The sequence below is a fragment of the Thermotoga sp. SG1 genome (genome assembly GCF_002865985.1).
Taxonomy (GTDB): domain Bacteria; phylum Thermotogota; class Thermotogae; order Thermotogales; family Thermotogaceae; genus Thermotoga.
Genome location: NZ_LNDD01000004.1, coordinates 1 through 24,569, shown reverse-complemented (window position 1 = coordinate 24,569; position 24,569 = coordinate 1). Strand labels below are relative to the sequence as shown.

General features: G+C 46.3%; 27 protein-coding genes and 1 pseudogene. 9 read left to right on the top strand and 19 right to left on the bottom strand.

Annotated elements, in window-relative coordinates:
- The first annotated feature begins 12 nt into the window (after positions 1 to 12).
- Positions 13 to 840: a hypothetical protein gene (locus AS006_RS05535; protein ID WP_101513370.1), complete on the top strand. Its 828-nt coding sequence runs from the start codon at positions 13 to 15 to the stop codon at positions 838 to 840.
- On the opposite strand, the gene AS006_RS05530 is transcribed toward AS006_RS05535, so the two are convergent.
- The 6 genes from AS006_RS05530 to panD form a co-directional block, all read right to left on the bottom strand.
- Entirely contained in the window at positions 837 to 1,862 is a 1,026-nt protein-coding gene (locus AS006_RS05530) for a hypothetical protein (RefSeq protein WP_101513369.1), read from the bottom strand. The two genes, AS006_RS05535 and AS006_RS05530, sit on opposite strands and share 4 nt — an antisense overlap.
- Entirely contained in the window at positions 1,802 to 3,121 is a 1,320-nt protein-coding gene (gene glnA, locus AS006_RS05525; protein WP_101513368.1) for a type I glutamate--ammonia ligase, read from the bottom strand. The genes AS006_RS05530 and glnA overlap by 61 nt, the downstream gene beginning before the upstream one ends.
- Before the next feature lie 183 nt (positions 3,122 to 3,304).
- Positions 3,305 to 4,576, bottom strand: coding sequence for a DUF5693 family protein (locus tag AS006_RS05520; RefSeq protein ID WP_199167421.1), 1,272 nt, complete (start codon positions 4,574 to 4,576; stop codon positions 3,305 to 3,307).
- On the bottom strand, positions 4,548 to 5,780 hold the full coding sequence (locus AS006_RS05515) for a hypothetical protein (protein ID WP_101513367.1): 1,233 nt from the start codon (positions 5,778 to 5,780) through the stop codon (positions 4,548 to 4,550). Before AS006_RS05515 ends, AS006_RS05520 begins: the two co-directional genes overlap by 29 nt.
- Positions 5,756 to 6,670: an RluA family pseudouridine synthase gene (locus AS006_RS05510; protein ID WP_101513727.1), complete on the bottom strand. Its 915-nt coding sequence runs from the start codon at positions 6,668 to 6,670 to the stop codon at positions 5,756 to 5,758. Before AS006_RS05510 ends, AS006_RS05515 begins: the two co-directional genes overlap by 25 nt.
- Before the next feature lie 5 nt (positions 6,671 to 6,675).
- Positions 6,676 to 7,020, bottom strand: coding sequence for an aspartate 1-decarboxylase (panD, locus tag AS006_RS05505; protein WP_101513366.1), 345 nt, complete (start codon positions 7,018 to 7,020; stop codon positions 6,676 to 6,678).
- A gap of 103 nt (positions 7,021 to 7,123) precedes the next feature.
- Between panD and AS006_RS05500 the strand changes: the two genes are divergently transcribed.
- Positions 7,124 to 7,858: a bifunctional 2-polyprenyl-6-hydroxyphenol methylase/3-demethylubiquinol 3-O-methyltransferase UbiG gene (locus AS006_RS05500; RefSeq protein WP_233185657.1), complete on the top strand. Its 735-nt coding sequence runs from the start codon at positions 7,124 to 7,126 to the stop codon at positions 7,856 to 7,858.
- Positions 7,855 to 8,208 carry a PadR family transcriptional regulator gene (locus AS006_RS05495; RefSeq protein WP_101513365.1) on the top strand — a complete coding sequence of 118 codons (354 nt, stop codon included), beginning with the start codon at positions 7,855 to 7,857 and terminating at the stop codon, positions 8,206 to 8,208. Before AS006_RS05500 ends, AS006_RS05495 begins: the two co-directional genes overlap by 4 nt.
- Here AS006_RS05495 and AS006_RS05490 read toward each other — a convergent pair.
- Genes AS006_RS05490 through AS006_RS05480 form a run of 3 tightly spaced genes read right to left on the bottom strand, consistent with a single transcriptional unit; the run spans position 8,199 to position 11,137 of the window.
- Positions 8,199 to 9,416, bottom strand: a complete 1,218-nt coding sequence (locus tag AS006_RS05490) for an amidohydrolase (RefSeq protein WP_101513364.1) — start codon at positions 9,414 to 9,416, stop codon at positions 8,199 to 8,201. The genes AS006_RS05495 and AS006_RS05490 overlap by 10 nt on opposite strands.
- Positions 9,413 to 9,850, bottom strand: a complete 438-nt coding sequence (locus AS006_RS05485) for a CBS domain-containing protein (RefSeq protein WP_101513363.1) — start codon at positions 9,848 to 9,850, stop codon at positions 9,413 to 9,415. Before AS006_RS05485 ends, AS006_RS05490 begins: the two co-directional genes overlap by 4 nt.
- Before the next feature lie 9 nt (positions 9,851 to 9,859).
- On the bottom strand, positions 9,860 to 11,137 hold the full coding sequence (locus tag AS006_RS05480; protein WP_101513362.1) for an ArsB/NhaD family transporter: 1,278 nt from the start codon (positions 11,135 to 11,137) through the stop codon (positions 9,860 to 9,862).
- Positions 11,138 to 11,161: 24 nt separating this feature from the next.
- Here AS006_RS05480 and AS006_RS05475 point away from each other — a divergent pair, with 24 nt between their 5' ends.
- Positions 11,162 to 12,331: a PD40 domain-containing protein gene (locus tag AS006_RS05475; protein WP_101513361.1), complete on the top strand. Its 1,170-nt coding sequence runs from the start codon at positions 11,162 to 11,164 to the stop codon at positions 12,329 to 12,331.
- On the opposite strand, the gene AS006_RS05470 is transcribed toward AS006_RS05475, so the two are convergent.
- Both AS006_RS05470 and AS006_RS05465 read right to left on the bottom strand, forming a co-directional pair.
- Positions 12,312 to 12,770: a restriction endonuclease gene (locus AS006_RS05470; protein ID WP_101513360.1), complete on the bottom strand. Its 459-nt coding sequence runs from the start codon at positions 12,768 to 12,770 to the stop codon at positions 12,312 to 12,314. The two genes, AS006_RS05475 and AS006_RS05470, sit on opposite strands and share 20 nt — an antisense overlap.
- Positions 12,736 to 13,149, bottom strand: a complete 414-nt coding sequence (locus tag AS006_RS05465) for a hypothetical protein (protein ID WP_199167419.1) — start codon at positions 13,147 to 13,149, stop codon at positions 12,736 to 12,738. Before AS006_RS05465 ends, AS006_RS05470 begins: the two co-directional genes overlap by 35 nt.
- Before the next feature lie 63 nt (positions 13,150 to 13,212).
- Between AS006_RS05465 and AS006_RS05460 the strand changes: the two genes are divergently transcribed.
- From AS006_RS05460 to dnaA, 5 genes are all read left to right on the top strand, one after another.
- Positions 13,213 to 14,268 carry an AAA family ATPase gene (locus AS006_RS05460; protein WP_101513358.1) on the top strand — a complete coding sequence of 352 codons (1,056 nt, stop codon included), beginning with the start codon at positions 13,213 to 13,215 and terminating at the stop codon, positions 14,266 to 14,268.
- A complete protein-coding gene (locus AS006_RS05455; protein ID WP_101513357.1) occupies positions 14,265 to 15,458 on the top strand; it encodes a VWA-like domain-containing protein in 1,194 nt (397 codons plus the stop codon). Before AS006_RS05460 ends, AS006_RS05455 begins: the two co-directional genes overlap by 4 nt.
- Positions 15,455 to 16,195: a DUF4895 domain-containing protein gene (locus tag AS006_RS05450; protein ID WP_101513356.1), complete on the top strand. Its 741-nt coding sequence runs from the start codon at positions 15,455 to 15,457 to the stop codon at positions 16,193 to 16,195. The genes AS006_RS05455 and AS006_RS05450 overlap by 4 nt, the downstream gene beginning before the upstream one ends.
- Before the next feature lie 38 nt (positions 16,196 to 16,233).
- A complete protein-coding gene (locus tag AS006_RS05445) occupies positions 16,234 to 16,416 on the top strand; it encodes a ferredoxin (RefSeq protein ID WP_038067923.1) in 183 nt (60 codons plus the stop codon).
- A gap of 125 nt (positions 16,417 to 16,541) precedes the next feature.
- Positions 16,542 to 17,864 carry a chromosomal replication initiator protein DnaA gene (gene dnaA, locus AS006_RS05440; protein WP_101513355.1) on the top strand — a complete coding sequence of 441 codons (1,323 nt, stop codon included), beginning with the start codon at positions 16,542 to 16,544 and terminating at the stop codon, positions 17,862 to 17,864.
- Here the strand turns inward: dnaA and trmB are convergent.
- From trmB to AS006_RS05400, 8 genes and pseudogenes are all read right to left on the bottom strand, one after another.
- A complete protein-coding gene (trmB, locus tag AS006_RS05435; protein ID WP_101513354.1) occupies positions 17,853 to 18,782 on the bottom strand; it encodes a tRNA (guanosine(46)-N7)-methyltransferase TrmB in 930 nt (309 codons plus the stop codon). The two genes, dnaA and trmB, sit on opposite strands and share 12 nt — an antisense overlap.
- Positions 18,773 to 19,633 carry a radical SAM protein gene (locus AS006_RS05430; protein ID WP_101513353.1) on the bottom strand — a complete coding sequence of 287 codons (861 nt, stop codon included), beginning with the start codon at positions 19,631 to 19,633 and terminating at the stop codon, positions 18,773 to 18,775. Before AS006_RS05430 ends, trmB begins: the two co-directional genes overlap by 10 nt.
- Positions 19,630 to 20,769, bottom strand: coding sequence for a tol-pal system YbgF family protein (locus tag AS006_RS05425; protein ID WP_101513352.1), 1,140 nt, complete (start codon positions 20,767 to 20,769; stop codon positions 19,630 to 19,632). Before AS006_RS05425 ends, AS006_RS05430 begins: the two co-directional genes overlap by 4 nt.
- Positions 20,766 to 22,238, bottom strand: coding sequence for an NAD(P)H-hydrate dehydratase (locus AS006_RS05420; RefSeq protein WP_101513725.1), 1,473 nt, complete (start codon positions 22,236 to 22,238; stop codon positions 20,766 to 20,768). The genes AS006_RS05425 and AS006_RS05420 overlap by 4 nt, the downstream gene beginning before the upstream one ends.
- A 30-nt stretch (positions 22,239 to 22,268) precedes the next feature.
- Positions 22,269 to 22,733, bottom strand: a complete 465-nt coding sequence (locus AS006_RS05415; RefSeq protein WP_101513351.1) for a lytic transglycosylase domain-containing protein — start codon at positions 22,731 to 22,733, stop codon at positions 22,269 to 22,271.
- Positions 22,730 to 23,809: an iron-containing alcohol dehydrogenase family protein gene (locus tag AS006_RS05410; protein WP_101513350.1), complete on the bottom strand. Its 1,080-nt coding sequence runs from the start codon at positions 23,807 to 23,809 to the stop codon at positions 22,730 to 22,732. The genes AS006_RS05415 and AS006_RS05410 overlap by 4 nt, the downstream gene beginning before the upstream one ends.
- A gap of 10 nt (positions 23,810 to 23,819) precedes the next feature.
- Entirely contained in the window at positions 23,820 to 24,236 is a 417-nt protein-coding gene (locus AS006_RS05405) for an OsmC family protein (protein ID WP_101513349.1), read from the bottom strand.
- A gap of 9 nt (positions 24,237 to 24,245) precedes the next feature.
- Positions 24,246 to 24,569 (bottom strand): annotated as a pseudogene (locus AS006_RS05400) (methyl-accepting chemotaxis protein); the annotation flags it as partial.

The following is a 24,569-nucleotide window of genomic DNA, read 5'->3' as shown; positions in this document are numbered from 1 at the left end:
GAGGTGAAAAGCTTGGGCAAATGCAAATACTGTGGAAAACCTGCTGGCTTTTTGAGAACCAAGCACAAAGCATGTGAGATGATTTACAAAGAAGGATGGAAAAAGATGCTGAATCTTGCCGAAAAAGCCTTCACAACAGGAAACTTTCGATCTCTCAGAGGTCAACTTCTTGAAATAGCTCAGAATCACTTCAGGACGGAAAAAGATGTGGAAGATGTCCTCACGACGGTCTGGGGAAAAATGGTAGATCACTTTCTGGACGATGGCAACTTGGATGAAGTGGAGGAAGAAAAACTGGTTCGTTTCATAAAAGAAACGGGGCTTTCTGTGGACAGGCTGGCCGGGAAAGATTCGTACACGAAATTCATGAAAGGAAGATTGCTGAGAAAGGTGATGCACGGCGAGATAGAGCAGTTCTATGAACCTGTTCCAGTCATTCTTGGAAAGTCAGAAGTTCCTGTGTGGGTTTTCCAGAACGTTGGCAACTACGAGATGAGAAAGTGCAGAGAATACGTGGGAGGATATTCTGGTTTCAGTGTGAAGATCGCACGTGGTGTTTACTACAGGGTAGGAGGTTTCAAAGGAAATCCTGTTGAAAAAACAGAGTTAACCCACGTCGATGAAGGCGTTCTTGTCTTCACGAACAAAAATCTGTATTTCGTTGGACAAACAAGGAGCTACAGGATTCCTTACAAAAAGATCATCTCGGTCATTCCGTACAAAGAAGGAATTATGGTGTACCAAGATGCAAAGACGAAAAAGCCTCAGTTTTTTGAACTGGACGATGTGTGGTTTTCCTACAACCTTTTGGTGAATCTGGTAACTCTGGAAAAGGATTAGTAAACCGTGTAGAAGATGAGTTCTCCAGAGTCAGTGCAGAGAACGGCGAACTCTCTCTCTGAGATCTTGAAGATCTTCAGGGGGTATTTTCCCGTTTTCACCGTTTGTACCACTCTGTCGTTTTTTATCAGATATATCTCCTCTGCCTCCACGGAGAGTGCCACCAGGTAGTCTCCAACCTCCTCGAGGTAAAGAACGGGATGTGGCACACTGATCTGTCTCACATTTCCGTTTCTGTCAACAACGGAGATAACTGGAGAAACAAGGCTAGAAATTGCCAGATCAGAACTGTGGAACGAGATACCATAGGCAAAATCCGGAAGGTTTCTTTTCCAGACAACTTTTCCATTGACCAGTTTAACAAGCCAGCCGTTTCTGTAATCAAGGACGTAATCACCGCTTGCTCCTTCTATGTAACGTAGAGGACGGGCAAGTCCCAGACGAACGGAGTCCATGTTTCCACGGTGAAGGTAGATCACATCAGGTTCATCGTCATCTTTCCAGTAACAGAGGTAGGCAATCCCCTTTTTTGTAGGAACAAAGTAGGTGCTGGAAACTCCCGTGCGATACCTTTCCACCACCCTGAAAGTTCTTCTGTCCACTCCCACAAGAATTCCCTGAGAAAAGAGAGAGATGTAGAAGATGCCGTTGTGGTAGAGAAAAGTGGTGGGATCTCCACCCAGGGTGATCTCCCGTCTTCTGTTTTCTGAGGAGATTTCTATGAATTTTCCTTCGAACATGTCGGTGACATACCACTTTCCCTCAACGTACATTCCCCAGGCAGGGTAGGAAAAACCTGTGAATCTGGATATGATACTTTTTGAGTTGGAATCTATGGATACGATCTCCCTTTTTAAAGAATCAACGAGGGTGATGACACCCTCGTTGATCGTACCTCTCATGGGGTTCATATTGAGCGCTATCCTCTTTGTTTCGAGGATTCCAGCGCAAGCGATCGCGATCAGAGATACAAGTAGCGCTGCAACTCCCAGTTTGTAACGTAGGTGCTGTACTCTTTCCAATCCTTCTCGGCAGCCTCCACGAATTTTTCGAATATGTGTTCTCCCAACGCATCTATTATAACATCGTCCTTCTTGAGTTCCTCAATGGCTTCCTGCAACGTTCCAGGGAGAGAGTCTATGTTCAGTTCTTTCCTTCTTTCTGGAGTCATGTGGTAGATGTTTTCCTCGACGGGTTCTGGTGGTTCTATCTTGTTAATGATACCGTCGAGTCCGGCAGCGAGGATGGCGGCGAATGCCAGGTAGATGTTACAGGATGGATCGGGAGATCTGTACTCCAGTCTTGTGGCCTTTCCCCTTGCCTTCGGTATCCTGATGAGAGCGCTTCTGTTCCCAACGGACCAGGTGATGTAAACTGGTGCTTCGTATCCAGGAACGAGCCTCTTGTAACTGTTCACCGTCGGATTGGTAACAGCAGCGAGTGCCTTTGCGTGTTTCAGAATACCTCCAACAAAGTATCTGAGATCATTGGAGAGTTCGAGGGGTTTGTTCGGATCGTAGAAGGCGTTCTGGTCGCCCTTGAAGAGACTCATGTGAACGTGCATACCAGATCCGTTCACACCGAAGAAGGGCTTGGGCATGAAGGTTGCGTAGTAGCCGTGGAAGATTGCCATTGTTTTGATCACGAGTTTCACGGTCTGGGCGTTGTCGGCGGTTTTCAGGAAGGTATCGTACTTGAAATCAACTTCGTGCTGGGAGGGAGCAACTTCATGGTGCGTGGCTTCAACGATCACTCCCATCTTCTCAAGGGCAATGGCAACGTCTCTTCTTATCTCTTCGGCTTTGCTCAGAGGAAGAAGATCGAAGTAACCCCCGTGGTCGAGGAATTCAGGAATGGGTTCTCCCTTTTCGTTGATGGGGAGAATGAAGAACTCCATCTCAGGACCTGCGTACGGTGTGTATCCGAGTTCTTTTGCCTTTTCCATCATTCTCTTGAGTCGGTATCTTGGATCGCCTTCGAAAGGTGTACCATCCGGGGTGTAGACATCACAGATGACTCTGGCGCTCTTTGCACCATCGACCGTCCATGGAAGAACGGCGAAAGTGTCGAGGACGGGCTTGAGGTACATATCTGACTCTTCGATTCTCACAAAACCCTCGATGGAGGAACCATCGAACATGATCCCATCTTCCCAGGAGTCGAGGAAAATTTCTGGGGTTATCTCCACGTTCTTCAGAATTCCATTGATGTCGGTGAACTGGAGTCTGATGAAGCGGACGTTCTCCTTCTCGATGATCTTCTTGATTTCCTCGATCGTCATGGAAACACCTCCTCTTGAATGTGGATGATATTCATGGTATAATTATCATCCCTGACACGCAGGATCAAAGAAAGTGAAGATCAAAACTTGAAAAGTAACAACCCATTCTGTCCCCGGGGACAGAGGTGTTTGTTGTTTTGCATCTTTATGCCTAGAATATAACAGCGGTTTGTGAATTGGTGATTATTTGGAAGTTAAGAGGCGGTTTAAAATTCTCTTCAGGAACAAGAACACGGCATAACCTATGACGACTCCAAGAAAACTCCTGTAGATCGATACCAGAACGGGTGTTTTGATGTGACAGAAGGTATTGAACATGGATACAAGGGCAATACTTCCAAAACTTTCCCTAAGAAAATCGTATTCCCTGAAACCTTCCAGCCAGAAGAAAGGATAACAGATGATCTCCTTGAAACGAGGCCGGACTACCAAAACACCTTCAATCCAGTCTCTGATCTTTCTTTCCAATCCCAGAACCCATCCTGCGTTTCCAGAACGCACGATGTAGTAAAAACCTACCGGAACGGCAAACAAGAGAAGGGGGAGATATTTTTTCCAGTTCTTTCTGTTTTCCCACAGACCTTTGAGGAAAAGAAAGCCAGGAAGAAGAACAAGAGAAAGTTTCACACCGCGAAACTCCAGTACTCCATTGAGGTGGTAGAAATCACTGAGGCTGAGAGACAATGAAAGGGAAAGTAGGAAGATGTTCAACACCTTCAGCCACTTTCTTTCTGTAACAAGATAAGCCGTCAGCGTTCCCAGTGAAAAAAGAAGGGACACGAACCATTCTTTTGAGAAAAAAAGTACGACAACAACGATCAAGAAAAGTGGATTGTAAGAGACGATCAGAAAAAGCGGTGGAATCAGAAAGATCCATCGTGGAAAAGAAAGTGCCGGTTGGGAAAGAGCGGGAAACGGCACCACACTTTCTTTGAAGTACTCAGAAAGTCTTCTAACGATTGAATCTTTCCAGGCGATGTCTTTTATCCAGAGTACCTCCACACTTCTTTCCAGAACTGCTCTTTTGTACCTGTGAAAGAGGGCATCTTCGTCCAGTTTGAGTTTTTCTACTTCTTCAGGTTTCACCGTGTGAATGCGAAAGAAGAGCCCATCACCCTTCAAGAGGGCAACTTTTCTTGCAAAGTCGTACGATGAATCGAACTCCACGATTCCAACCAGCTTCCCCCTGAGTTTTTCCGCAAGGGTCTCTGGTGTCCAGAAGGTGGGTTCTCCTTTCAAAATCACGATTTCTGCACTCTCGGATATCCCCTTTTCACTGGAAAGGTCAAAAAGAACCACCCGTTTTTCGTCGATCATGTCGTCGAAAAGAAAGGAAAATCGCATCCCTTCTTTGTCCGACGCTATCCTTTCGGGAAGAAAGGCTACAAGAAAGACGAGGGAACTCAACAGAAACATGAGATAAAGTCTACTTCTCAATCTTGAAAGTCTCTCCACCTATTCTCACCTCACAGTGTTCCTTCGCCCATCCAAAGACCACGCTTCCCTTTATCGAAAGACCATCAAGTTCGATTTTTCTTTTCGGTCCGAAGTATATCAAAACGGGTCGTTCAGAAACTTTTACGATGTGCGGATGGTCCGTCACAAAGAAAGCGTTGCTCGCGTTTCCAAAGTTGTCCACAGCCTCCACGAACACGGTGTGATAACCAGGGGGAATCTCTTCTACTTCTTTCCCGTCGCAAAAGATCCTTACGGTGAAAGAAGAAGCGTCTTTCACCACCTCAGGTGAGACAATGACGGGTGGTGAGGTATCCTTTACCAGAACCCTCAATCTCATGAAGTTGCCGTTTCTGTCGTGGCCGATGAGGTGGTAAGTGCCAGGGAACTTTGGAGTGAAAGTGTTGATCTTTCGACCACTTACAGGATCGTACCAGTCAACGTAAAAAGGCAAAAAGAGAGTATCACCGAATTCGAGAAGGGACTGAAACGTCCTTATTTCGTAAGAAGCGGAAGACGTGGTAAGTGAAAGTTCCGTGGTATAACCCAGTGAATCTTTCACTTCGACGACCACCCTTGTGGACTCTGAAGTATGGAACGTCAGACTACCGGGATTTCCGTTCCAGAAAACGGTGAAGGTGGAATCGTCTGTCACCTTCAGAAAAACAACCGTTCCGACGAGAGGGTGATCTACCCTCGAATATTCCACCTCTGGAGGTTTCGGCATGACATCGATTGCACCCTCTATTCTTCTTGGTACTTCAAATTCATCGAAGAAGAAGGAAAGATAATAAGATAGTTTTTCTCTGGTGATAGGTTCTTTCACAACGACTCTGTCCAGCGAAAAGACCTCAACGGGAAAGACATCATAAACAAACGTGCAATCGGTACTGCTTAGAAGATCGTTGAATACATCCTCTGGAACACGAATGTCACCTGCATCGGTGCCGATCGTCACACCATTGTCCAGAACAAGAACGGTGCTTTCAGGAAGATCCAATGTGATTCCTCGAACATCCGGCGGCATGTAGATCGTTTCGAGAAAGGCCCTGAACGGTTCTATATCCCTCGTAGTTTCGAAAGGGAAGATCTTCTTCGAAGAAGAAAGAATTCCTGTGTGGTTGTATTCGTTGAACAGAACCTCCATCGGGAATACGAGAAACTGGAAGAAAAGAAAGATCAAGAAAGAAACTCTTCTAACCATTCACCACTCCTCTCTTCCAAAAGAGACAAAACGTTGAGAAGATCTTCTGTGAGAGGTGCTCTGAAATCTCTTTCTTCCTCAGACCATGGGTCGAAAAATTTCATACGATAGCTATGAAGAAAATGCCTTCTCAGGGCGTACTTTTTTCTGAATTCTCTGTTGAATTGTCTGTCACCGTAAGTATCATCGCCCACAACGGGAAACCCTATTTGGGAAAGGTGTCTTCTTATCTGGTGCTTCCTTCCAGTGTGGATTTTCACTCTGAGAAGAGAGATGTTCTTCAGGGGTTTCACCGAAACGATCTCGGAGACCGTTTCTTGTCCATCCAATGGAATAGTGATTTTCAAGTTGTTCTCAGGCACTCCTTTTACGAGTGCGATATACTCTTTTTCCACGTTTCTTCCTTTGAACATCTCTGTGAGAACCCTTGCAGCTTCCCTGCTCTTGGCCACCACAAGAAGTCCGGATGTGTCTTTATCGAGTCTGTGAACTAAGAAAGGTTCGAACCCCTTCGTCTGTCCGTAGTAAAGGAGTCCTTCTATCAGTGTGGCAACGTGCACACCTTTTCCAGGGTGTATGGCAATTCCCGGCGGTTTGTTCAGGACAAGGTAGTTGTCGTTTTCGTAAATTATATCGAGTTTCATGGGGACTGGTGTGAGATCTTTTTTATCGGATCTTTTGGGGAGATTTTCCAGATTCACGTATTTGATCTCAACGGTGTCTCCTTCTTCCAGATCGAATCCAGGATCCCTCACCCGTTTTCCGTTGACGTATACCTTCCCTTTCCTTATGAGCTTGTAGATGGTGGAAAGGGGAAGATCTTTCAGTGTGTTTCTCAAAAACTTGTCCAGTCTTCTGTAGAAGTTTTCTTTCGTTACTTCTATTCTCATGTTTCTCATTTTTCCTGAACGATCTTGTTTTTGTCGTTCAAAATTATCGTTTTGGGCTTCACAGGTGTTTCACTCAGAGTGAAGGCCATGATGATCAATCTATCACCCTCTTCGGCGAGCCTTGCTGCTGCTCCGTTCAGATTTATCTCCCGACTTCCTCTCTTCCCTTTTATGACATACGTTACAAACCTTTCTGCGTTGTTGACGTTCACCACCAGTACCATCTCTCCTTCGCTGATACCGGCCCTTTCCATCAACTCTTCATCTATCTCTATACTTCCCTCGTAGAACAGCTTTTTTCCCGTTACCGTTGCCATGTGAATTTTCGATTTCAAATAGATGTTCAGCATCGTCTCACCCTCCCGAAAGATTTTACCATGCGGTTTTGTGTTATGATTTTGCATAGAACGCCGTTTACAGGAGGGAAGAGACATTTACAGGAGATTTGCCCGTGTGTTTCACGAAGGACCCTATACGATGTTTTCAAGGAGGATCGCAAAGAATTTCACCAGGATTCTTGAAAACTTCCACATTTCCGGAAAAAAAGTACTGGACGTAGCATGTGGAGAAGGTACGTTTGCTGTGGAGATTGCAAAGCAGGGTTTCGAAGTGGTGGGGATAGATCTGTCACCTGAGATGCTCAAGTTCGCTGTGGAAAGGACAGAGAGAGAAAACGTGCCCGTTGTTTTTCTGGAGATGGATATGAAGAACCTGAATTTTCAGGAAGAATTCGACATAGTCACATGCTGGTTCGATAGTTTGAACTATCTTCTTGATTATGATGATTTGAAGAAAACGTTCAAGGGTGTGTGGAACGCGCTGAAACCAGGTGGGTATTTTCTTTTCGACATGAACACCATATACGGTCTGTTCATGGCAAGTCAAGAAGGTCCAGTGTACATCCAGCAGGACAGCTCGAACGTTTTTGAAGTTCAGGATATAGAGTTCGATCTGGAAGATTCCATTGCCACTTTCTACGTGACGGTTTTTGAGAGGAAAGAGGGAAATTTTTGGGAAAGATTCGATGAGATACACAGGGAAAGAGGTTATAAAATCAAAGAGATAGCGAGTGCTCTGAGAGAAGCAGGTTTCATATTTTCTTTTTACGATGACCTTTTGAACAAATCTCCTGTTTCCGACTACAGTCGAAGACTCTGGTGTGTTGCAAGAAAGGAGATAGAAAGATGAGGTTTCGAGGCGGAAGAGGATTTCACGGATGGTGGCTGGCTAGCGTCCTCCTTTTGCTTATAGCAGAAGAACCCTCACATGGATATGAACTCGCAGAGAAACTTTCGGATTTCGGAGTAGAGATACCCGGTATCGGCCACATGGGAAGCATTTATCGTATGCTGGCAAGTCTTGAAGAGGGCGGTCTTGTCCAAACCGAATGGGACACAACGGTCAGTCCTCCCAGGAAAGTGTACAGGATCACACCACGAGGAAGAATGTATTTGAGGGAAACCTTGAAAAACCTCGAGGAGATGAAAGAAAGAATAGAGATGCTCGAAAGGAGGATAAAGAAAGCACTTCAAGAGTAGAGTTCTTTTTCGATTCTCTTCAACTCTCTCTTCACTTCATTCTCGTCTATCGTCGGGTACTTTCCATCGTAATAGATCCACCTTCCTGCCACCATGGTGGCAAAGACGTTTCCGGAGAAGGAATGAACGAGATGACACTTGAGGTACCTGGAGGGAAACATCTCTGGAAGTTCAAAGTCGATCACCACAAGATCGGCGTTCCATCCTTCTTCCAGTCTTCCACTCTTGAAACCCATCGCCCCTGCCCCTTCGATCGTTACCATCTTCAGACACGTTTCCACATCCATCCTGCGTGGATTTTCCATTTTCTGAAGGAGACTGGCAAGTCTCATTTCGAAGAAGAGGTTCAGAGAATTGTTGCTCGCAGATCCATCCGTTCCGAGTGTGACTTTCACACCACGCTCTATCATCTTCCAGACGGAAGCAATGCCGTTTCCGAGTTTCAGATTGCTGGCGGGATTGTGGGAGACAAAGAAGGGCAGATCCTTCAACGAACGAAAGTGTTCTTCTGGAAGATAAACGCAGTGGGCAGCTATCGTTTTCACGTTCTTCATGCCCAGATCCAATAGCTCTGAAAGATCGTAGTTTTCCTTCGACGTTTCGTAAAGATGAATGGTTATGGGAGCATCCAGGGATTTTGCAACATCGAAGATCCTTTTCAGGTACTCCTTTGAACACAGATACGGCGAATGTGGTCCGAAACCAACCAGGATCCTTCCGTCGAATCCGTTCCACTCGCTGTAGAGTTTCAGGTTTTCATCGAGACGTCCTCCGTCGTCTCCATGATCGTCGACAAGGCCACGTGTGAGAACTGCCCTCATACCGAAGTCTCTGACCGCCTTTGCAACCCATTCTTCGTGAAAGTACATGTCGACAAAGCCCGCTGCTCCATGCCTTGCCATCTCCATCTGTGCAAGTATCGTGCCGTAGTAAATCATCTTCTCCGTCAGTCTGTTCTCCAAGGGAAGGACCCTGGAAAACAGCCAGTCCTCGAAACTGAGATCTTCTGCCACTCCTCTCAGAAGGGTCATTGGAGCATGTGTGTGCGTGTTGAAAAGGGCAGGCATGATCATCTTTCCAAAAAGGTCCACGTCGACTTCTACCTTTCCCTGAATTACCCGCTTTATGATCCCTGATTCTATTTCAACGGCTCCAAAGAACGGTTCAGAAGAAAAATCCTTCAGTATGAGACAGTTTCCCAGGATCATTCTCTTCTCTCCTTCCACAGAGCAAGGAGAATCTCGAGGGAGTTGAGATCTCCTATTATTTCGCCTTCTTCATTCAGAACAAGCATTTCCTGTATGTTGTTGTCGATCATCATCTTTAGGGCTTCCTCTACTGGCGTGTCCGGGTGAACGTATACAGGAGGTACCATTATCTCGGAGGCGATCTTTGCTACCAGTTTTTTCATGGAAGAGCGAACGAGTTCTTCCTTCGGAATGAATCCAAAGAAGTGAAACCCCGTTACCTTCAGAAGATGAAGAACCGGAATCATGCCAACGAGTTTTCCATCCCTTACAACGTATACGGTTCTCGTGATGGGATCTTCCAGTATTTTATCGATGACCTCCTCTATGAGTGCATCATCTTCCACGATCGTTGGATTCAGAGAGATCAATCTGCACACGTCCTTCACCTTCATCGTATCACCTCAATACCTGAGCAAAAGGTACGCCCCCGAAACTAAAAGACTGATTATGAGCGCAGGAAAACCCACTTTGAAATAATCCCAGAACGTGATGTGTTTTCTATCTGTGATCAGTGAAGTTCCTATGATGTTCGCAGACGCTCCGACCAGGGTGCCGTTTCCCCCAAGGCACGCTCCCAGAGAAAGAGCCCACCAGAGAGGTTCCAGGTCAGAAAAGGTCTCCGGTGAGAGGATCGCAAGTTTCTTTATCACCGGGATCATCGTGGCCGTGAACGGGATGTTGTCGACGAAAGCCGAACTGATGCCAGATATCCCCAGAACGGATATCAGAGCACGTTCCATTTTCCCGCTCGACATCCTGGAAACAAGGGCCGATATCTTCTCCAGAACACCCGTTTCTTCCAGTCCGCCGACGACAAGAAAAAGACCTATGAAGAAGAAAATGACACCCCATTCGATTTCCTTTAAAACGTTTTCTATCTCTTTTTTGTCCAGAAAAGCAAGAGAGAAGAACCCGGCAAACAGAGCCACCTCGAAACTCTCCAGACCGAGCACCTTTTGAAGAGAGAAAAGAACAAGGACAAGAACCGTCAGCGTTATGGAAAGATAGAAGAGTTTTTTGTTTACAATAGTCCTTTTTGGATCGAATCCTTTGACCACCTCTGTTGGAACCTTCTTGAAGATAACCCTTCTGTAGACGATCGAGAGAAATCCCATCACAGCGAAGAGCACCAGAATGGCAGCAGGGGCCACGTTGAGAACAAAATCCAGAAAGTGAAGTTTTGCCGCCGAGGCGATCATGATGTTTGGAGGGTCTCCTATCATCGTGGCGGTTCCACCCACGTTCGAAGAGATGATCTCGGATATTACAAAGGGCACCGGATCGAGGTCCACCGTATCACAAACCACGAGTGTAACTGGTACAAACACGAGGATCGTTGTCACGTTGTCCAGGAAGGATGAAAGAAGGGCCACAAGAAAATTGATCGAAAGAAAGAAAACAAACACATTTCCCCTGGAAAGTTTCACAGAGTACAATCCCAAAAAGTGAAACAGACCGCTTCTTTTCGTAACGGCAACGAAGATCATCATGCCTATCAAGAGAAATATGGTGTTGAAGTCCACGTACCTGACAAGTGCTTCGATAGGATCTTTGAACACGAGAAAGAGTGTGGCGCTTCCTCCCAACATAGTGATAACCGCTCTGTGGTGTTTTTCTAAGACGATGAAGAGGTATACTATTATAAAGATCAGAAAGGAAACAAGGGCGCTTTCAAACAAAGTATCTCCTCCGGAGGTACAAAGATGAAAAAAACTCTTTTTTCGATCTTTGCTATTATACCTCTCTTCTCTTTCGCGATTGTAACTTTGAATTTAAGCCTGTTCAGCACAGACCAGGCCTCGTCTGTTTTGATGGATGTGAAAAGTAAGATATTTGAACTTCTCCCAGAAGAGGCAACCGTTACCAATTCGGCAACAGCAACGTTCTCGATGGCTTTTTTCCTTTCGTACAACGCAACAAGCAATGTGTACGTTGGAGAGTGGAAGTACAAAGATGAAACGGTAAGATACGAGTACGATCCAAAGGGATACAAGTATTACAGAGACTTTGTGATGGAGTGTGCCTCTTTTCCCCTTGAAAAGGTCTCTTTCTATTTGTTTTCGAAAGATGAGTTTCCAGACGTGTTTCGCCTCACGTATCATCCTGCCCTCGACGAGTACAGCGACTTCTCCAGTGAGTACTTTGTTTTCTCCTCAGAGAGGCTTTCCGGGAACAGAAACCTGTTTCTGATCGACAGGAAAAATGAAAAACTTCTTCCCCTGCCTGTGTACGGTAGCAGCGAGTACTTTCCGAGGATATCCCCGAATCAAAAGTACCTGCTCTTTCAGGGTTCACTCCATGGAAACTGGGGTATATATTACATGCCGATCTCAAACGATTATTCCTCGAAGATAAAACTCATCTCACGGGGTAGATTTGCAGCGTACAATCCCAACTGGCTCGACGAAAACACGGTGGTGTACGTTCAGGAGGATGCCACCTCAAATCATCTCGTTGTGAAAGATCTCGTAACGATGAGGGAAAAGACGTACCATCTTCTGTTCGACTGGGTTTTCACACCCGTCAAAGGCAGAGATGGAATCGTTTTCGTTGGTTTGAAAGAGTCCGACTTTGGAATATACGAACTCCTTCCGGATGGAACAGTGACGGCTCTGGAAAACAGCCCCTACAACGAGTTCGATCCGGACGTGTTTGGAAATTACCTGATCTTCTCCTCGAACAGGGACGGTGTTTTCAGGATATACGCAAAAGATTTAGAAAGTGGGAAAATCTGGTGTTTAACAGAGAACATCCCTTACGATGCGTTCTATCCTGCGTTCTCTGAGGATGGAAAGTTAGTGGCCTTCTCTGTGTACGAAAAAGGGAGTGAACCAGACATCTGGATCGTGCGCTTCAGAGTTCCTCAGGAGTGATGTTCTCCACAACATGAACCCTCTTTATGAACCCTCCTGCCGACTCGATGGCTTTCAGTTCCTTTTCAAGACCCTGTGATATCTCACCGTTGGTGAACACACCCACTTCAACGGCACCGTAGATGTAGGCAGCCGCCACGAGTTCTTTCACCACACCCTTTTCTACGGCAGAACTTCTCAGTTTCACCTGAAAAACAACGGTTCTTCCGCGCTTTTTTGCGACGATGTCTGCACCAAAGTCTTTGCTTTTGCGAGTCACCCTCACCGTTTTGAAACCGTGTTCCCGAAGATATTCCCTTGCGAACTCTTCGAATAGATAGGGGTTCTTCAGGCCGGCTTTCAGAAGAGATTTTAATCTTTCGTTTCTCTTTCTTCCTCTGAGAAAGAACCAGATGAAAGCAAGACTAATAGACAACAGAATCAAAACGACGTATGTCATCACTTTTCACCTTCGTTCTATGAACTTTGAAAGTTTTCCTCATCCTCTCAAAGGCCTCCTGAGATTCTTTTGTAATGGAAGAATAAACCACTCTTATATCGCGCACCCTGTTCACATACGCGGTGTAGAGGATCTCCTTCACAACATCGAAGTTCACATTTCCAACCGCAACGATCAATCTTCTAACACCCTTTTTTATCAGAAACAGCTCGCAGCCGTTCACTGTCTTCTGAACGATCTGGTATTTCTTCTTCTCGTAGTGTTTTCTCACAGCCTGACAGACAAGATCCGATGTTATCTCTCTTTTCTTCTCCGAGAGTGCAAGAAAAACGATGAAAAGAACGACAGCAACCGTGAGGATAATTCCCAGAACGCTCATTTTCATCACCCTTTCCTATGATATCAAACGTGGTATCATTGATGAGGAAAGGAAGGTGGAAGCGTGAAGGTGGAAGAAGCAAAGTTTCTGGCAAAGAAAATCATGTTGGCAGGAGAGATTCCACTTCTGGTAGGTCACTTCGGGGTTGGAAAGACAGATATCGCAAGGGACATCGCAATGGAAACAGGTAGAAAACTGATCATACTGGTTCTTTCGCAGATGGAACCAGGAGATCTGATAGGGCTTCCTGCACGATCTGAGGAAAAAACGGTGTTTTTGAGGCCAGACTGGTGGCCAGAGGACGGAAACACCCTCCTCTTTCTGGACGAGATAAACAGAGCGCATCGTTCGGTGAGGAATGCGATCATGCAGCTTCTCATAGACCGAAGGATACACAACCATGTTCTTCCAGAAGGGACCTGGATCATGGCAGCCATGAACCCACCGGAGGAAGAATACGACCAGGCGGATCTCATAACAGATCCCGCTTTCATATCGAGGTTTTTCATACTCGAGGTCAATCCGGATGTTTCGGAGTGGCTGGAATGGGCAAGAGAAAACGATGTTTCAGAAGAAGTGAGGGGTTTCATCAAAAACTATCCGGAGTTTCTCTTTCCTGAGAAGAGTCTCTCCCTGAAAACATCTCTGAAACCTTCTCCGAGGAGCTGGTACAAACTTTCGAACGTTCTGAAGACTCTCACAGAAGAGGAAAAGGAAAAGTACGGATACGTCCTGGCCGCGGGGATCGTGGGCCCGGAGGCAGCGAAAGCCTTTTACGACTCCTTCTTCCAGAAAACGCGAGTGCCCTCTGTGGAACGTGTTCTTTTGAAAGGTGAAATGGAAGATATGGACGATGTCCATGCGACAAACACCCTCGTTTTGAGGATTGTGGACTTTCTGAACAAAACAGACAGAACCACTCTTGAGAGGAATTTGAACGTCATTTCAGAAAACCTTTCAAAACTCGCTGAAAGAGTCCCAAAGGAATCTTTCTATGGCATTCTGAGGTTCATAGTCGATGAATCCCAGAAAGATGGTGAAAAATCCGATCTCTTCGATAAAATTCTGGAAAAGATGGTGGAAAAAGAAGAACTTCGAAAAATGGTGAGTGAAATATGAAACCTGAGGAACTGCTGAAAAAGGCTGTTTTGAATCTGGGGAAAAAATCCCCATTCTATTACTACGTTCTCCTTGGAATGAAGATCGTTCCATCAAAGTCCATCAGGAACCTGAAGATCTCCTTTTCCACGACAGGAGACGTGATGTTGCTCTACAATCCTGAAGTTCTGGAGAAAAAGCATGTGAGAATGGTTGAGGCTCTCCTGTTGCATGAGGTCATGCACGTGATCTTCCAGCACTTTCGAATAAAACCAAAAGATGAAAGAGACAGAAAAATTTGGGACCTTGCCATGGACGCTGCCATCAACCAGTACATTCCTGAACTTGCAGCATTCGGTGTTCCACTCGACATTCTGGTCAAAGAGGGCCATTCCGTGGACAACGACACACTGTTCGTTCTGCCACCCGAGCAGATGATGTTCGAAAGCGCAGAAACCTACCACAGGTGGATTCTTGATGAGATGGAAAGGCTTGGAAGATACGACATAGAAGTGATTTCAGAGTTTCGAGAAGGTGTGGACGATCATTCAGGACTGTTCGAAGAGGACGTTCCGGTTGAAATGATTCTGGAACTCACGAAAGACAGGACCAAAAAAGCTTTCAACATCTTCGGAGATTCACTTCCCTCTGGAGTTAAAAGGGAAGTTCAGCTTTTGCTGGAAAACCCTGAACTCGATTGGAAGACCCTCATCCGGAGATTCTTCGGAGTTTCCATAAAGGCGGAGCGGTACACCACACCATTGAGACCGAACAGAAGGTACGATCACCTTCCAGGGTGGAAAAGCGAGTATCTTCCCAGAGTGGCGGTGGTGATCGATACGAGTGGGAGCGTCGTGGAAAGGGAACTGAATCAGTTCGTATCGGAATTGGAGAGAATCGCAGGCATTTTGAAAGAAGAGGTCTGGCTCGTTCAAGTTGACAAGAATGTGACCTCCGTTGTCAGGTACAGATCGGGAAACTGGCGGGATCTGGAGATCGTGGGTGGTGGAAGTACCGACCTTCAACCGGCTGTCGACTACTCCGAGCGGGTGTTGAAGGCGGAAGGTACGATCGTTTTCACGGACGGTCATACAGACGTTCCCCTTGCAAGAAGAAGGATCCTCTTTGTGCTCTCCAGATTCCACAACGAGGATTTTCAAAAAGAAGCCCGAAGAATGTACGGTAAGGATGCGGTGGTGGTTTTATCGTGAAGGAAGAAATGGAGTCTATTCTGGAAGAGATCTCTTTTGTAAACCCTTTGAAGGAATACGAGGAAAAACTCGACAACGTTCATCTCCACGTGTTCTTGCTGAGGGTGAAAAGACACCGATTTCCAAGTCTTTTTCTCATGATGGACGTATCCGGCAGGAAACTTTTGAACCTCTCCGTTGAAGATCCGTTCGACAGAGAACCGTGTATATACCGGGTGTCTGCGGACGTTCCCGACACCCTACTTTCGTTCTACAGGAAGCTCTTCAAAGAAGTGGATTCGGTTTCTTCAGGAATCTTCCGTATGCCGTTGAGAGTGAAAGTTTTGCGGTCAGTTGGCGATGAAACGTGGCTTCAGAAGATATTCCTTCAAGAGAGGGTAAGAAGTGAAGAATTTTTCCTGTTTCAGGAGAGAGTATCGGAGAAAGATCTGAAAAAGCTTCTCAATCTTTTGAACTCAGAACTCAAGTTGATCCTGAGAAACGAAGGAATAGATGTGTTCCTTGATTTGCCGGACTGGGTCGAAAAGGACCACGTTTCACTGCTTCACGAAATAGGGGTCCTTCTCAGGAAAAAGGAGAACATTCAGCCGGCTCAAAATCCTGAGGGAAGAACGTTCCTCAGTTTGAGGATCAGTTACGACAGGTTTTTCGAGGATGGTTTCGATCTTGTGTCCTTTGTGGAGGACTTCTTGAAGAGATTGAAGAAAATATACGAAGTGACCATTTCGATGATATAATAGACAATGTACGAAAACTTTCCAAGGAGGGGCGAAACATGAAGGTAAAGGTCGACGCAGATGCCTGCATCGGTTGTGGAGTTTGTGAAAACCTCTGTCCAGATGTCTTCCAGCTCGGTGACGATGGAAAGGCCAAGGTCCTCCAACCTGAAACTGACCTTCCCTGTGCGAAAGACGCTGCTGATAGCTGTCCCACCGGTGCTATCAGCGTTGAAGAGTGAGGAAGAAGGGGTGGGCTTCCACCCCTTTAGAATTTTTTCAGATCTGTTTCTTTTTCTCTGTTGACCTGACAAACCTGTTCGTTGGATAATTATTCCTGGCACACCTTGTATGGGGGTTTCCCAGAATGAAAGAGCGAATACTCCAGGAAATAAAGACCAGAGTGAACAGAAAAAGTTGGGAACTCTGGTTCAACTCTTTCGAAGTGAAAACGATAGAGGGGAACAAGGTCATCTTCTCCGTGGGGAATCTCTTCATAAAAGAGTGGCTGGAGAAGAAGTATCGTTCGGTGCTCTCAAGAGCGGTGAAGACGGTTCTTGGGCACGATGCAACTTATGAACTGACCTATGAATCGTTTGACTCGCACACATCTTACAGTGAGCCTCTTGTGAGGAAAAAAGCGGTTCTTCTCACGCCGTTGAACCCTGCCTACACTTTCGAGAATTTCGTTGTTGGTCCGGGGAATTCCTTTGCCTATCACGCCTCACTGGAAGTTGCAAAACACCCGGGAAAGTACAACCCACTCTTCATATACGGAGGAGTGGGACTTGGGAAAACACACCTTCTTCAATCGATAGGGAATTACATCGTTCAGAGAGAACCTGATCTGAGAGTGATGTACATCACCAGTGAGAAATTCCTGAACGATCTGGTCGACAGTATGAAAGAGGGAAAGCTTGCCGAGTTCAGAGAAAAGTATAGAAAGAAAGTGGACGTTCTTCTGATAGATGATATTCAGTTTCTCATAGGGAAAACGGGAGTTCAGACAGAGCTCTTCCATACCTTCAACGAACTTCATGACTCGGGAAAACAGATAGTCATCTGCTCTGACAGAGAACCACACATGTTGAAAGAGTTTCAGGACAGATTGATCTCCAGATTCCAGATGGGACTCGTTGCAAAGCTGGAGCCACCCGACAAGGAAACAAGGAAGAGCATCGCAAGAAAAATGCTTGAAGTTGAAGAGGGAGAACTCCCAGAAGAGGTTCTAGATTTCGTTGCAGAGAATGTGGACGACAACCTGAGAAGACTCAAGGGCGCGATAATAAAACTTCTTGTTTACAAAGAAACCACGGGAAGAGAGGTCGATCTGAAAGAGGCGATCGCACTTTTGAAGGATTTCATAAAACCCGAAAGAAAGCCGATTTTCGATCCCATCGATGAGTTGATAGAGATCGTCTCGAGGGTGATGGATGTTCCGAAGGAAGAGATTCTGTCGAGCAGCCGGAACGCAAAGGCACTCATGGCCAGAAGAATAGGAATGTACATTGCAAAGACCTATCTGAAGAGTTCGTTGAGGACGATTGCGGAAAAGTTCAACAGGTCCCACCCTGTGGTCGCCGATAGTGTGAAAAAGGTCAAAAACTCCCTGCTCAAGGGAAACAGGCAGTTGAAGATGTACATCGATGAAATCGTTGGTGAGATATCCCACAGGGCCTCAAGTGGTTAGTTCTTCAGCGATCTTTCTGAGAGACCACTTTATGGCAGGAGTTCTGTAAGGATCGGACCCATCGTCCAGTTTCAAAACCCATCTTCCGTTTTTCCCCGAAAGATCCAGATAGTAAATCTGACGAAAATCTCCCTCGTCCGTTGAGATCACCTTCAAAAGGTATCCGCCGTCTCTATAGACTCTTTTCACAACAAACACTTTGTTTTTGTTTTTGAACACCTTTCCTTCTAAACTCTTCAGTTTCTCCCAGGAAACCGTACCTTCAAAAGTGACGTGCGCCACGGTGTTTTCCCCCTCCAGCAATCTTTTCACCGTTCCGTGCTTTACTTTTCGTGCAATGATCAGGAAGGTCCTTTTACCCTGAGACTTCCACTTTCTCTCGTAGCGTGTTTCCACTTCCCTTTGAAAGTTTTCCACGAAGGAATCCACTACGAAATATTCGGAGGTGTCAAAAGCTTCGTGCACCTCTTTAGCGTACCATTCCTCATCAGTTGCAAACTCAAGGGTACCGTCCATTTCCAGCACAGCAGAGAGGGTCTGTATGAAATCATGACTGGTGATTCTTCTGTTTTCGTGCCCCTTCTTCGGCCAGGGGCATGGAAAATTCACGTAGACCTTCTCTACGCTGTTGTCGGGAAAAAGTTCTCTCAGACCGAATCTGCCGTCCACTTTCACAAGTTTCACGTTCTTCAAACCGTAGTTTTTGAATTTCTTCTGCGCTTTGACGAAAGAGGTTATGGAAACCTCAAAACCCACGAAGTCCTTTTCGGGGTGTTTTCTTGCCATCTCCGCAAGGAACTCGCCGTTTCCAAAGCCTATCTCCACGACGATTTTCGACTCTCTACCAAAGATCTGTGACCAGTCGAGAGGAAAGAACGGAAAACTCTGAGGTTTTATTTCGTAATCTACTACAACCACCTGAGCCACCTCTCAGTTTCTATGAGATTCAGGTTCTTTTTTTGTGCGTACTCAATTACCTTCAGGTATTCCTCCCGGGTTATACCCCTGTCCAGGCCATACTTTTGCGCACGGTACTCTGGACGAAACTGTGCCATTATGTTCACAAGAGGCTTTGGTTCTATCTTTGAAAGCAGATCGATAACACCCAGGCTGTTCTCGATGTATCCAGGAAGGACCAGGTGTCTCACAAGAACTCCTTTCTTCATGATACCATTCTTCAACACGGGTTCTCCAGTTTGTTTCACCATAACTTTCAGGGCTTCGAAGGCAACCTGAGGATAGTCTGTGACCCCTGAAAGTTTCATACCAAGTTCCGGATCACTGTACTTGAAATCGGGCATGTAGATGTCCACAAAGCCTGCCAGTTGATCGATCGTTTCAACGGACTCGTATCCACCACAGTTGCAGACAACGGGTATTTTCCTTTCTATTCTTTCAAGGGCATCAACGATGAAGGGAACCTGATGGGTCGGAGTCACCAGATTGAGGTTTTCCACACCCATGTTCTGAAGTTCCAAAAATATCTCTGCAAGTTTTTCGATGGTAATTTCTCTTCCCATACCAAGTTGACTGATTTCGTAATTCTGACAATAAACGCATCTCAAATTACAGAAGGTGAAAAAGACCGTGCCGCTTCCTCCATTCCCAACGAGGATTCTTTCCTCACCGAAGTGAGGGCCCCATGAAGAAACGACGGGACGGTTAGAAACACCGCAGGCTCCCTTTTCACCTTTCAGGCGATTCACGCCACAGGTTCTGGGGCAGATATCACACTTTTCCAGTCTTTTGTAAAAAACAGCGCTTTTCATAATCTCTTCAGGAAGTACTCGGCATCGTCTGCGTATTCACTGTCCGGAAACTTCTCTATGAAGTCTTCAAAGAGTCTCTTTGCAGTGAAGAGATCTCCTTTGAAGTAGTAACTCAGCGCCCTGTAGTAATAGACATCGTCTTTGAAGTAAACGTTTTCTTCTCCTATCTCTTCTATGGCCAGATCGAATCTCCTTATGGCTTCATCGTAATCCCCTCTCAAGTAGAACATGTAACCGAGAAGCCAGAGAGACCTTGCCCTCTCTATACGACTTTCCCTCAATGGGACGTAGACCACGGAAGGGGTGGACTCTCTGGTTGAACTCGCACCCAGTGCTGATTCTATTTGAGAAAGCTTCCTGTTGAGGTTTGTCAGGAGATCCTTCAGGCTTTCGAGATCCTCAGAGACAGTTTTCACGTCGCTTTGTACTTCAGTGAACATTCCTTCAACAAGATCGTTCAGTTTTCCCATGCTTTCAGCGAGAACTGATATGTTTGCCAGCACATCTTCAACACGCTGCTCCAAAGGCTTTACATCGACCACCTGTTCGATCACTGGCGCTCCAACCTTTTCCTTTACGCTCGAAGGAACGATGTAGAGAGCAAAAATGGAAACAAGAAAGATGGCTACAAGGAGAGATATGGTCAGGATCTCAAAGAGACCGGCTTTTCGACTGGAAAGACCATTTTCGAAAAGCACAGGATGCGTTCTATCGAGTTCCGTCAGAATCTTTCTATACTTCTCCATTGCCTTCCTGTCGTTGCGCTGTCTGGCGAGTTTGTATCTCAGCGCAACGACTTCGACCAGTTCAGGATAATCTTTCACGATGGACTCGACGATGGAGATGGCTCCCTGGACGTTTTTTCTTTCGAGTTCTTTCAAGGCTTCTTCTGCCTCTCTCGAATAGTCTATGCTGTACTGACTCGTCGCATGTTCGTAGTGTTCTGCGTACTTTTCTTTCAACTCTTCGGGTAGAGACTCATAGATTTTCCTTACTGCTTTCCAGTTTCGAGCAGCGTACTCTACCTCCAGTTCGAGGTGAGGAAACTCTCCAGGAAAGAGGGAGAGGAGATTGCGGGCTTCGGTTATCCTTTTTTCGCTCAGAAGATCCCTGACGATTTTTTCCACAGCGTTCATTCTTTCAGCCCCCTTATGACTTTCGGGATGAGCCTCAAAAGCTCTGAGGCGGTGAAACCTCTTTCATCGTCTTCGAAAAGCTCCGCCGCCATTCCATGCAAATACACCGCAAGAATGCTTGCCTCAAGAGGAGATAGTTTCTGAGCCATGAAACCTGAGATCATCCCGGTCAGAACGTCCCCACTGCCTCCTTTCGAAAGACCCGTGTTACCCGTTGTGTTGAAGAATGTATTTTCTCCGTCTGTGACGATGGTGGTGGCTGATTTCAAAACCAAGACGCATCGGTGTTTTCTGGCGAACTCTTCCGCGAAACCGTAGTTGTACTTCACCTCGTCTATCGTTTTACCAGAGAGCCTTACCATTTCCCCAGGATGCGGTGTTATCACCGTTGGATGATTCCTTTCCAAAAGTATCGATAAATCTAGAACGTTCAAACCGTCGGCGTCCAGAACAACGGGTTTTTCCAGTTTTTTCAGAAATTCGTTGACGAATCTTCTCGTGTCATCGTTGTTCCCAAGTCCAGGGCCGACAGCCACCACATCGACCTTCTCCGCCATCTTCAAGCACTCTTCCACGTTTTCAGCGCTGAAGTATCCATTCTTCGTTTCAACGGGAACGGAGATGAGTTCAGGAAAGTTGGATGTTGCAACCAGATTCTGTGGAAAAGGCACCACAAGAGTCACAAGGCCCGCCCCCACCTTCAAAGCCCCCATACCAGCCAAAACAGGAGCTCCAGAGTACAGTTTTGAACCTGCTATAATCAACGCCTTTCCGTACGTTCCTTTGTGAGAATCTTTCGGTCTTTCTGGAAGCAACGAAACTGCCATTTCTCTGGTTATCACATGCCTTTTGAGAGGCTCCAGAAGAGATAGAGGGTGTCCGATGTTTGCAACTTTCAACCTTCCTGTGTATTCCCTTCCTGGAAAAATAAGGTGTCCCACCTTTGGCGCTCCGAAAGTCACCGTGAGGTTCGCTTTCACAGCGGTTCCAAGGACTTTTCCCGTGTCTGCATCCACACCAGACGGAATGTCCACCGATACAACGTAGGTGTTCGAGTTGTTCACAGAATCTATCACTTTTGCGAATTCACCCGTGACCTCTCCCTTCAACCCTGTTCCAAAGATCGCATCCACAACCACGTCGTACTCTTTCAGAAGAGAAGTATCGAAACGATCAAGAATTTTTCCTCCAAATTTGAGGTAGAGATTGTAGTTGTAGTCACAGTCAGGTGTTCTATTCTTTCCAAGGAAAACAACAAGAACATCTCTGGCCACATTCAGAAGGTTCCGCGCAACAACGAATCCATCACCCCCGTTGTTTCCCCCTCCACAGAGAACGAGAAATCTGCGTCCAGAAAGGTTTCCAAGTTCCTCTTCCAGAGCAAGAAGAACCGAGATGCCCGCTCGCTCCATCAGAACCTTCGAATCCATACCGTATTCGTTTATTGTGATCTCATCGATTTCTTTCATCTCTCGACCGGTTGTCACTTTCACTTTGTATCACCTCTCACCATAGAGAAAACGATAGATGAAATATACCCTCTTCACCTTCTTCAGATATCTTTGTGCACTCTCGATGTATCTACCATCATTCAAAGCGCCGGGCCCGACGTTGTAAGCCATGATCGCCCTGTCAAGATCACCGTAGATGTCCCTCAAAAAGCGAAGGTAAACGATTCCGTAGAGTATGTTTCCTTCCGGGTTCTGGTAGTCCTGAGTGAGAGCGAACTTCTCTTTCAACCACATCGCCGTCGATGGCATGATCTGCATCAACCCAAACGCACCCGCTGAGGACACAGCGGCTCTGTCGAAGTTACTCTCTACCCAGATTATACTCTGGATGAGCCTGGGATCTATGTCACCGGAATAACTTGAGATGTAATCATAATAGTCGTCTGGAAACAACCTATACAGGTTCACAAAGAGCATCAGGGTGAAAAGAAAACACAGAAAAAGGATCCTCACACACTCAGGGCCTCCCTGTAGATCATCAGGATCTTTTCTTTCGTGAAAGTCCCCGGTGTGTTAGACACGTGTTTCGCTTTTGATGCTTTCTCGGACCACCTTTCCAGATCTTCCTGAGAAACATCAATCCTTTTATAGAGACCCAGATCTTTCAAAAAGTTCAGCAGACTTTTTCCAAATATCCTGTTCACTTCATCGACACGATCGGGGATTTCTTCTCTCATGACGTTCATAACAAACGGCAGAACCATACCGGTTGCCCTTCCGTGTTTTATCCCCTTTTCCGTGGTGAGAGGATAGCCCATGGCGTGAGCAAGGGTTGTACTCGTCTGAGCGATCACCATCCCGGCAAGGCAGGAGGCTATCAACATCTTCCTTCTGGCTTTTTCATCACCACTCATGGCTTTAGGAAGATGTTTGCGGATGAGTCTCATGGCCTCGAGGGCGAGGGCATCTGATGGAAGAGTCGCCTTTCTGGAAAGGAAACCTTCCACGGCATGGGAGAGGGCATCAACACCCGTTGACAGGACCAGATCCTCCGGCATGGAATAAGTGTACCTGGGATCCAGGAAAGCGTAGATGGGAAACATCAACCTGCATCCTCTTTTGTTTCCCTCCTGATCTGTGAGAACAGAATACGGTGTCACCTCGCTGCCGGTTCCTGCTGTTGTTGGGATCTCCACAACCGGAAGCCATCTTCTGACCTTCTCGCTGTCGTAGAGGTCTTCAACGTTGAAATTTTTTTCCTTCAGAAGAACCGAGACCGCCTTGGCAAAATCCATGGGACTTCCACCACCAAGCCCCACCACGAAATCAAAATCTTCGTCTCTGAACTTTTCGGCTACCCTTTCAACACTCACAAAAGAAGGATTCTCCTCAACCTCATCGAAGACGACATAGGAAATATCGAGCTTTTCCAGAAGATCTGTCAGATCATCGAGTGAGCCGTTTTTCTTCGAAGATGTTCTACCCGTGACGATGAGAGCCCTTTTCCCCAGTATCTTCACTACAGGACCCCTTTTGGAAAGGATATGATCTCCAAAGAACACATCCGTGGGCATGTAGAACTCCCACATGTTTTCCACCTCAACTTTCGTAGACGATTTCGTAGGTCACCTTCGAGGAACACTTCAGAATGGCAGAGACGCTGCAATATTTCTCCTGAGAAAGCTGAACAGCCTTTTCGACTTTATCCTTTGGAGGTTCACCATCGAACTTGAAGATGTACTTCAGATGAACCCTGGTGAAGATTCTGGGATGATCTTTCGCTCGCTCGTACTCGATTTCTATTTTGAAATCCTTCATTCGGTCGACCACTTTCATTTTCCTCAGGATGGATACCACGTCCATTCCCGTACATCCCATGAGACCAGAAAGAACCAGTTCAAGAGGCCGGGGAGCAGCGTCCTTCCCACCGGCCTCTTCCTTAGAATCCATGATGACATCGTGATTGGAGTCTGTTCTGACATGAAACATCATGTTTCCGATCCAGCGTGCCTGCATTCTTTCACCTCACACTTTGAACTTTTGCACAAGCTCGGAGAGTTTTTTAGAAAGATCAGACAGTCTCTCTGCCGCCTCACTCACCCTGGCAGAGGAAGTGGTTTGGTTTTCTATGAGGGACTCCATTCTCGAGAGACTTTCCACAACTTTCTCCACAACCTTTGTGACGTTGTCCATGGCACTCGCCATCTCTTCCGCCGCAGCTCCCTGCTCCTGAGCTGTTGCCGCCGTGTTCTCTATCATGCTGTTGATCTCCTCTATCCTTCCAAGGATCTCTTTGAACCTCTTTGTGATCTCTTCTCCCTTCACCGCTATCTCATCAACACTCTCGAA

Excerpts from the sequence above, each read along its gene's own strand:
- glnA (WP_101513368.1), bottom strand. The coding sequence starts at position 3,121 with ATGACGATCGAGGAAATCAAGAAGATCATCGAGAAGGAGAACGTCCGC.
- AS006_RS05515 (WP_101513367.1), bottom strand. The coding sequence starts at position 5,780 with ATGGTTAGAAGAGTTTCTTTCTTGATCTTTCTTTTCTTCCAGTTTCTC.
- AS006_RS05510 (WP_101513727.1), bottom strand. The coding sequence starts at position 6,670 with ATGAGAATAGAAGTAACGAAAGAAAACTTCTACAGAAGACTGGACAAG.
- panD (WP_101513366.1), bottom strand. The coding sequence starts at position 7,020 with ATGCTGAACATCTATTTGAAATCGAAAATTCACATGGCAACGGTAACG.
- AS006_RS05495 (WP_101513365.1), top strand. The coding sequence starts at position 7,855 with ATGAGGTTTCGAGGCGGAAGAGGATTTCACGGATGGTGGCTGGCTAGC.
- AS006_RS05490 (WP_101513364.1), bottom strand. The coding sequence starts at position 9,416 with ATGATCCTGGGAAACTGTCTCATACTGAAGGATTTTTCTTCTGAACCG.
- AS006_RS05485 (WP_101513363.1), bottom strand. The coding sequence starts at position 9,850 with ATGAAGGTGAAGGACGTGTGCAGATTGATCTCTCTGAATCCAACGATC.
- AS006_RS05475 (WP_101513361.1), top strand. The coding sequence starts at position 11,162 with ATGAAAAAAACTCTTTTTTCGATCTTTGCTATTATACCTCTCTTCTCT.
- AS006_RS05470 (WP_101513360.1), bottom strand. The coding sequence starts at position 12,770 with ATGACATACGTCGTTTTGATTCTGTTGTCTATTAGTCTTGCTTTCATC.
- AS006_RS05465 (WP_199167419.1), bottom strand. The coding sequence starts at position 13,149 with ATGAGCGTTCTGGGAATTATCCTCACGGTTGCTGTCGTTCTTTTCATC.
- AS006_RS05455 (WP_101513357.1), top strand. The coding sequence starts at position 14,265 with ATGAAACCTGAGGAACTGCTGAAAAAGGCTGTTTTGAATCTGGGGAAA.
- AS006_RS05445 (WP_038067923.1), top strand. The coding sequence starts at position 16,234 with ATGAAGGTAAAGGTCGACGCAGATGCCTGCATCGGTTGTGGAGTTTGT.
- dnaA (WP_101513355.1), top strand. The coding sequence starts at position 16,542 with ATGAAAGAGCGAATACTCCAGGAAATAAAGACCAGAGTGAACAGAAAA.
- AS006_RS05430 (WP_101513353.1), bottom strand. The coding sequence starts at position 19,633 with ATGAAAAGCGCTGTTTTTTACAAAAGACTGGAAAAGTGTGATATCTGC.
- AS006_RS05425 (WP_101513352.1), bottom strand. The coding sequence starts at position 20,769 with ATGAACGCTGTGGAAAAAATCGTCAGGGATCTTCTGAGCGAAAAAAGG.
- AS006_RS05420 (WP_101513725.1), bottom strand. The coding sequence starts at position 22,238 with ATGAAAGAAATCGATGAGATCACAATAAACGAATACGGTATGGATTCG.
- AS006_RS05410 (WP_101513350.1), bottom strand. The coding sequence starts at position 23,809 with ATGTGGGAGTTCTACATGCCCACGGATGTGTTCTTTGGAGATCATATC.
- AS006_RS05405 (WP_101513349.1), bottom strand. The coding sequence starts at position 24,236 with ATGCAGGCACGCTGGATCGGAAACATGATGTTTCATGTCAGAACAGAC.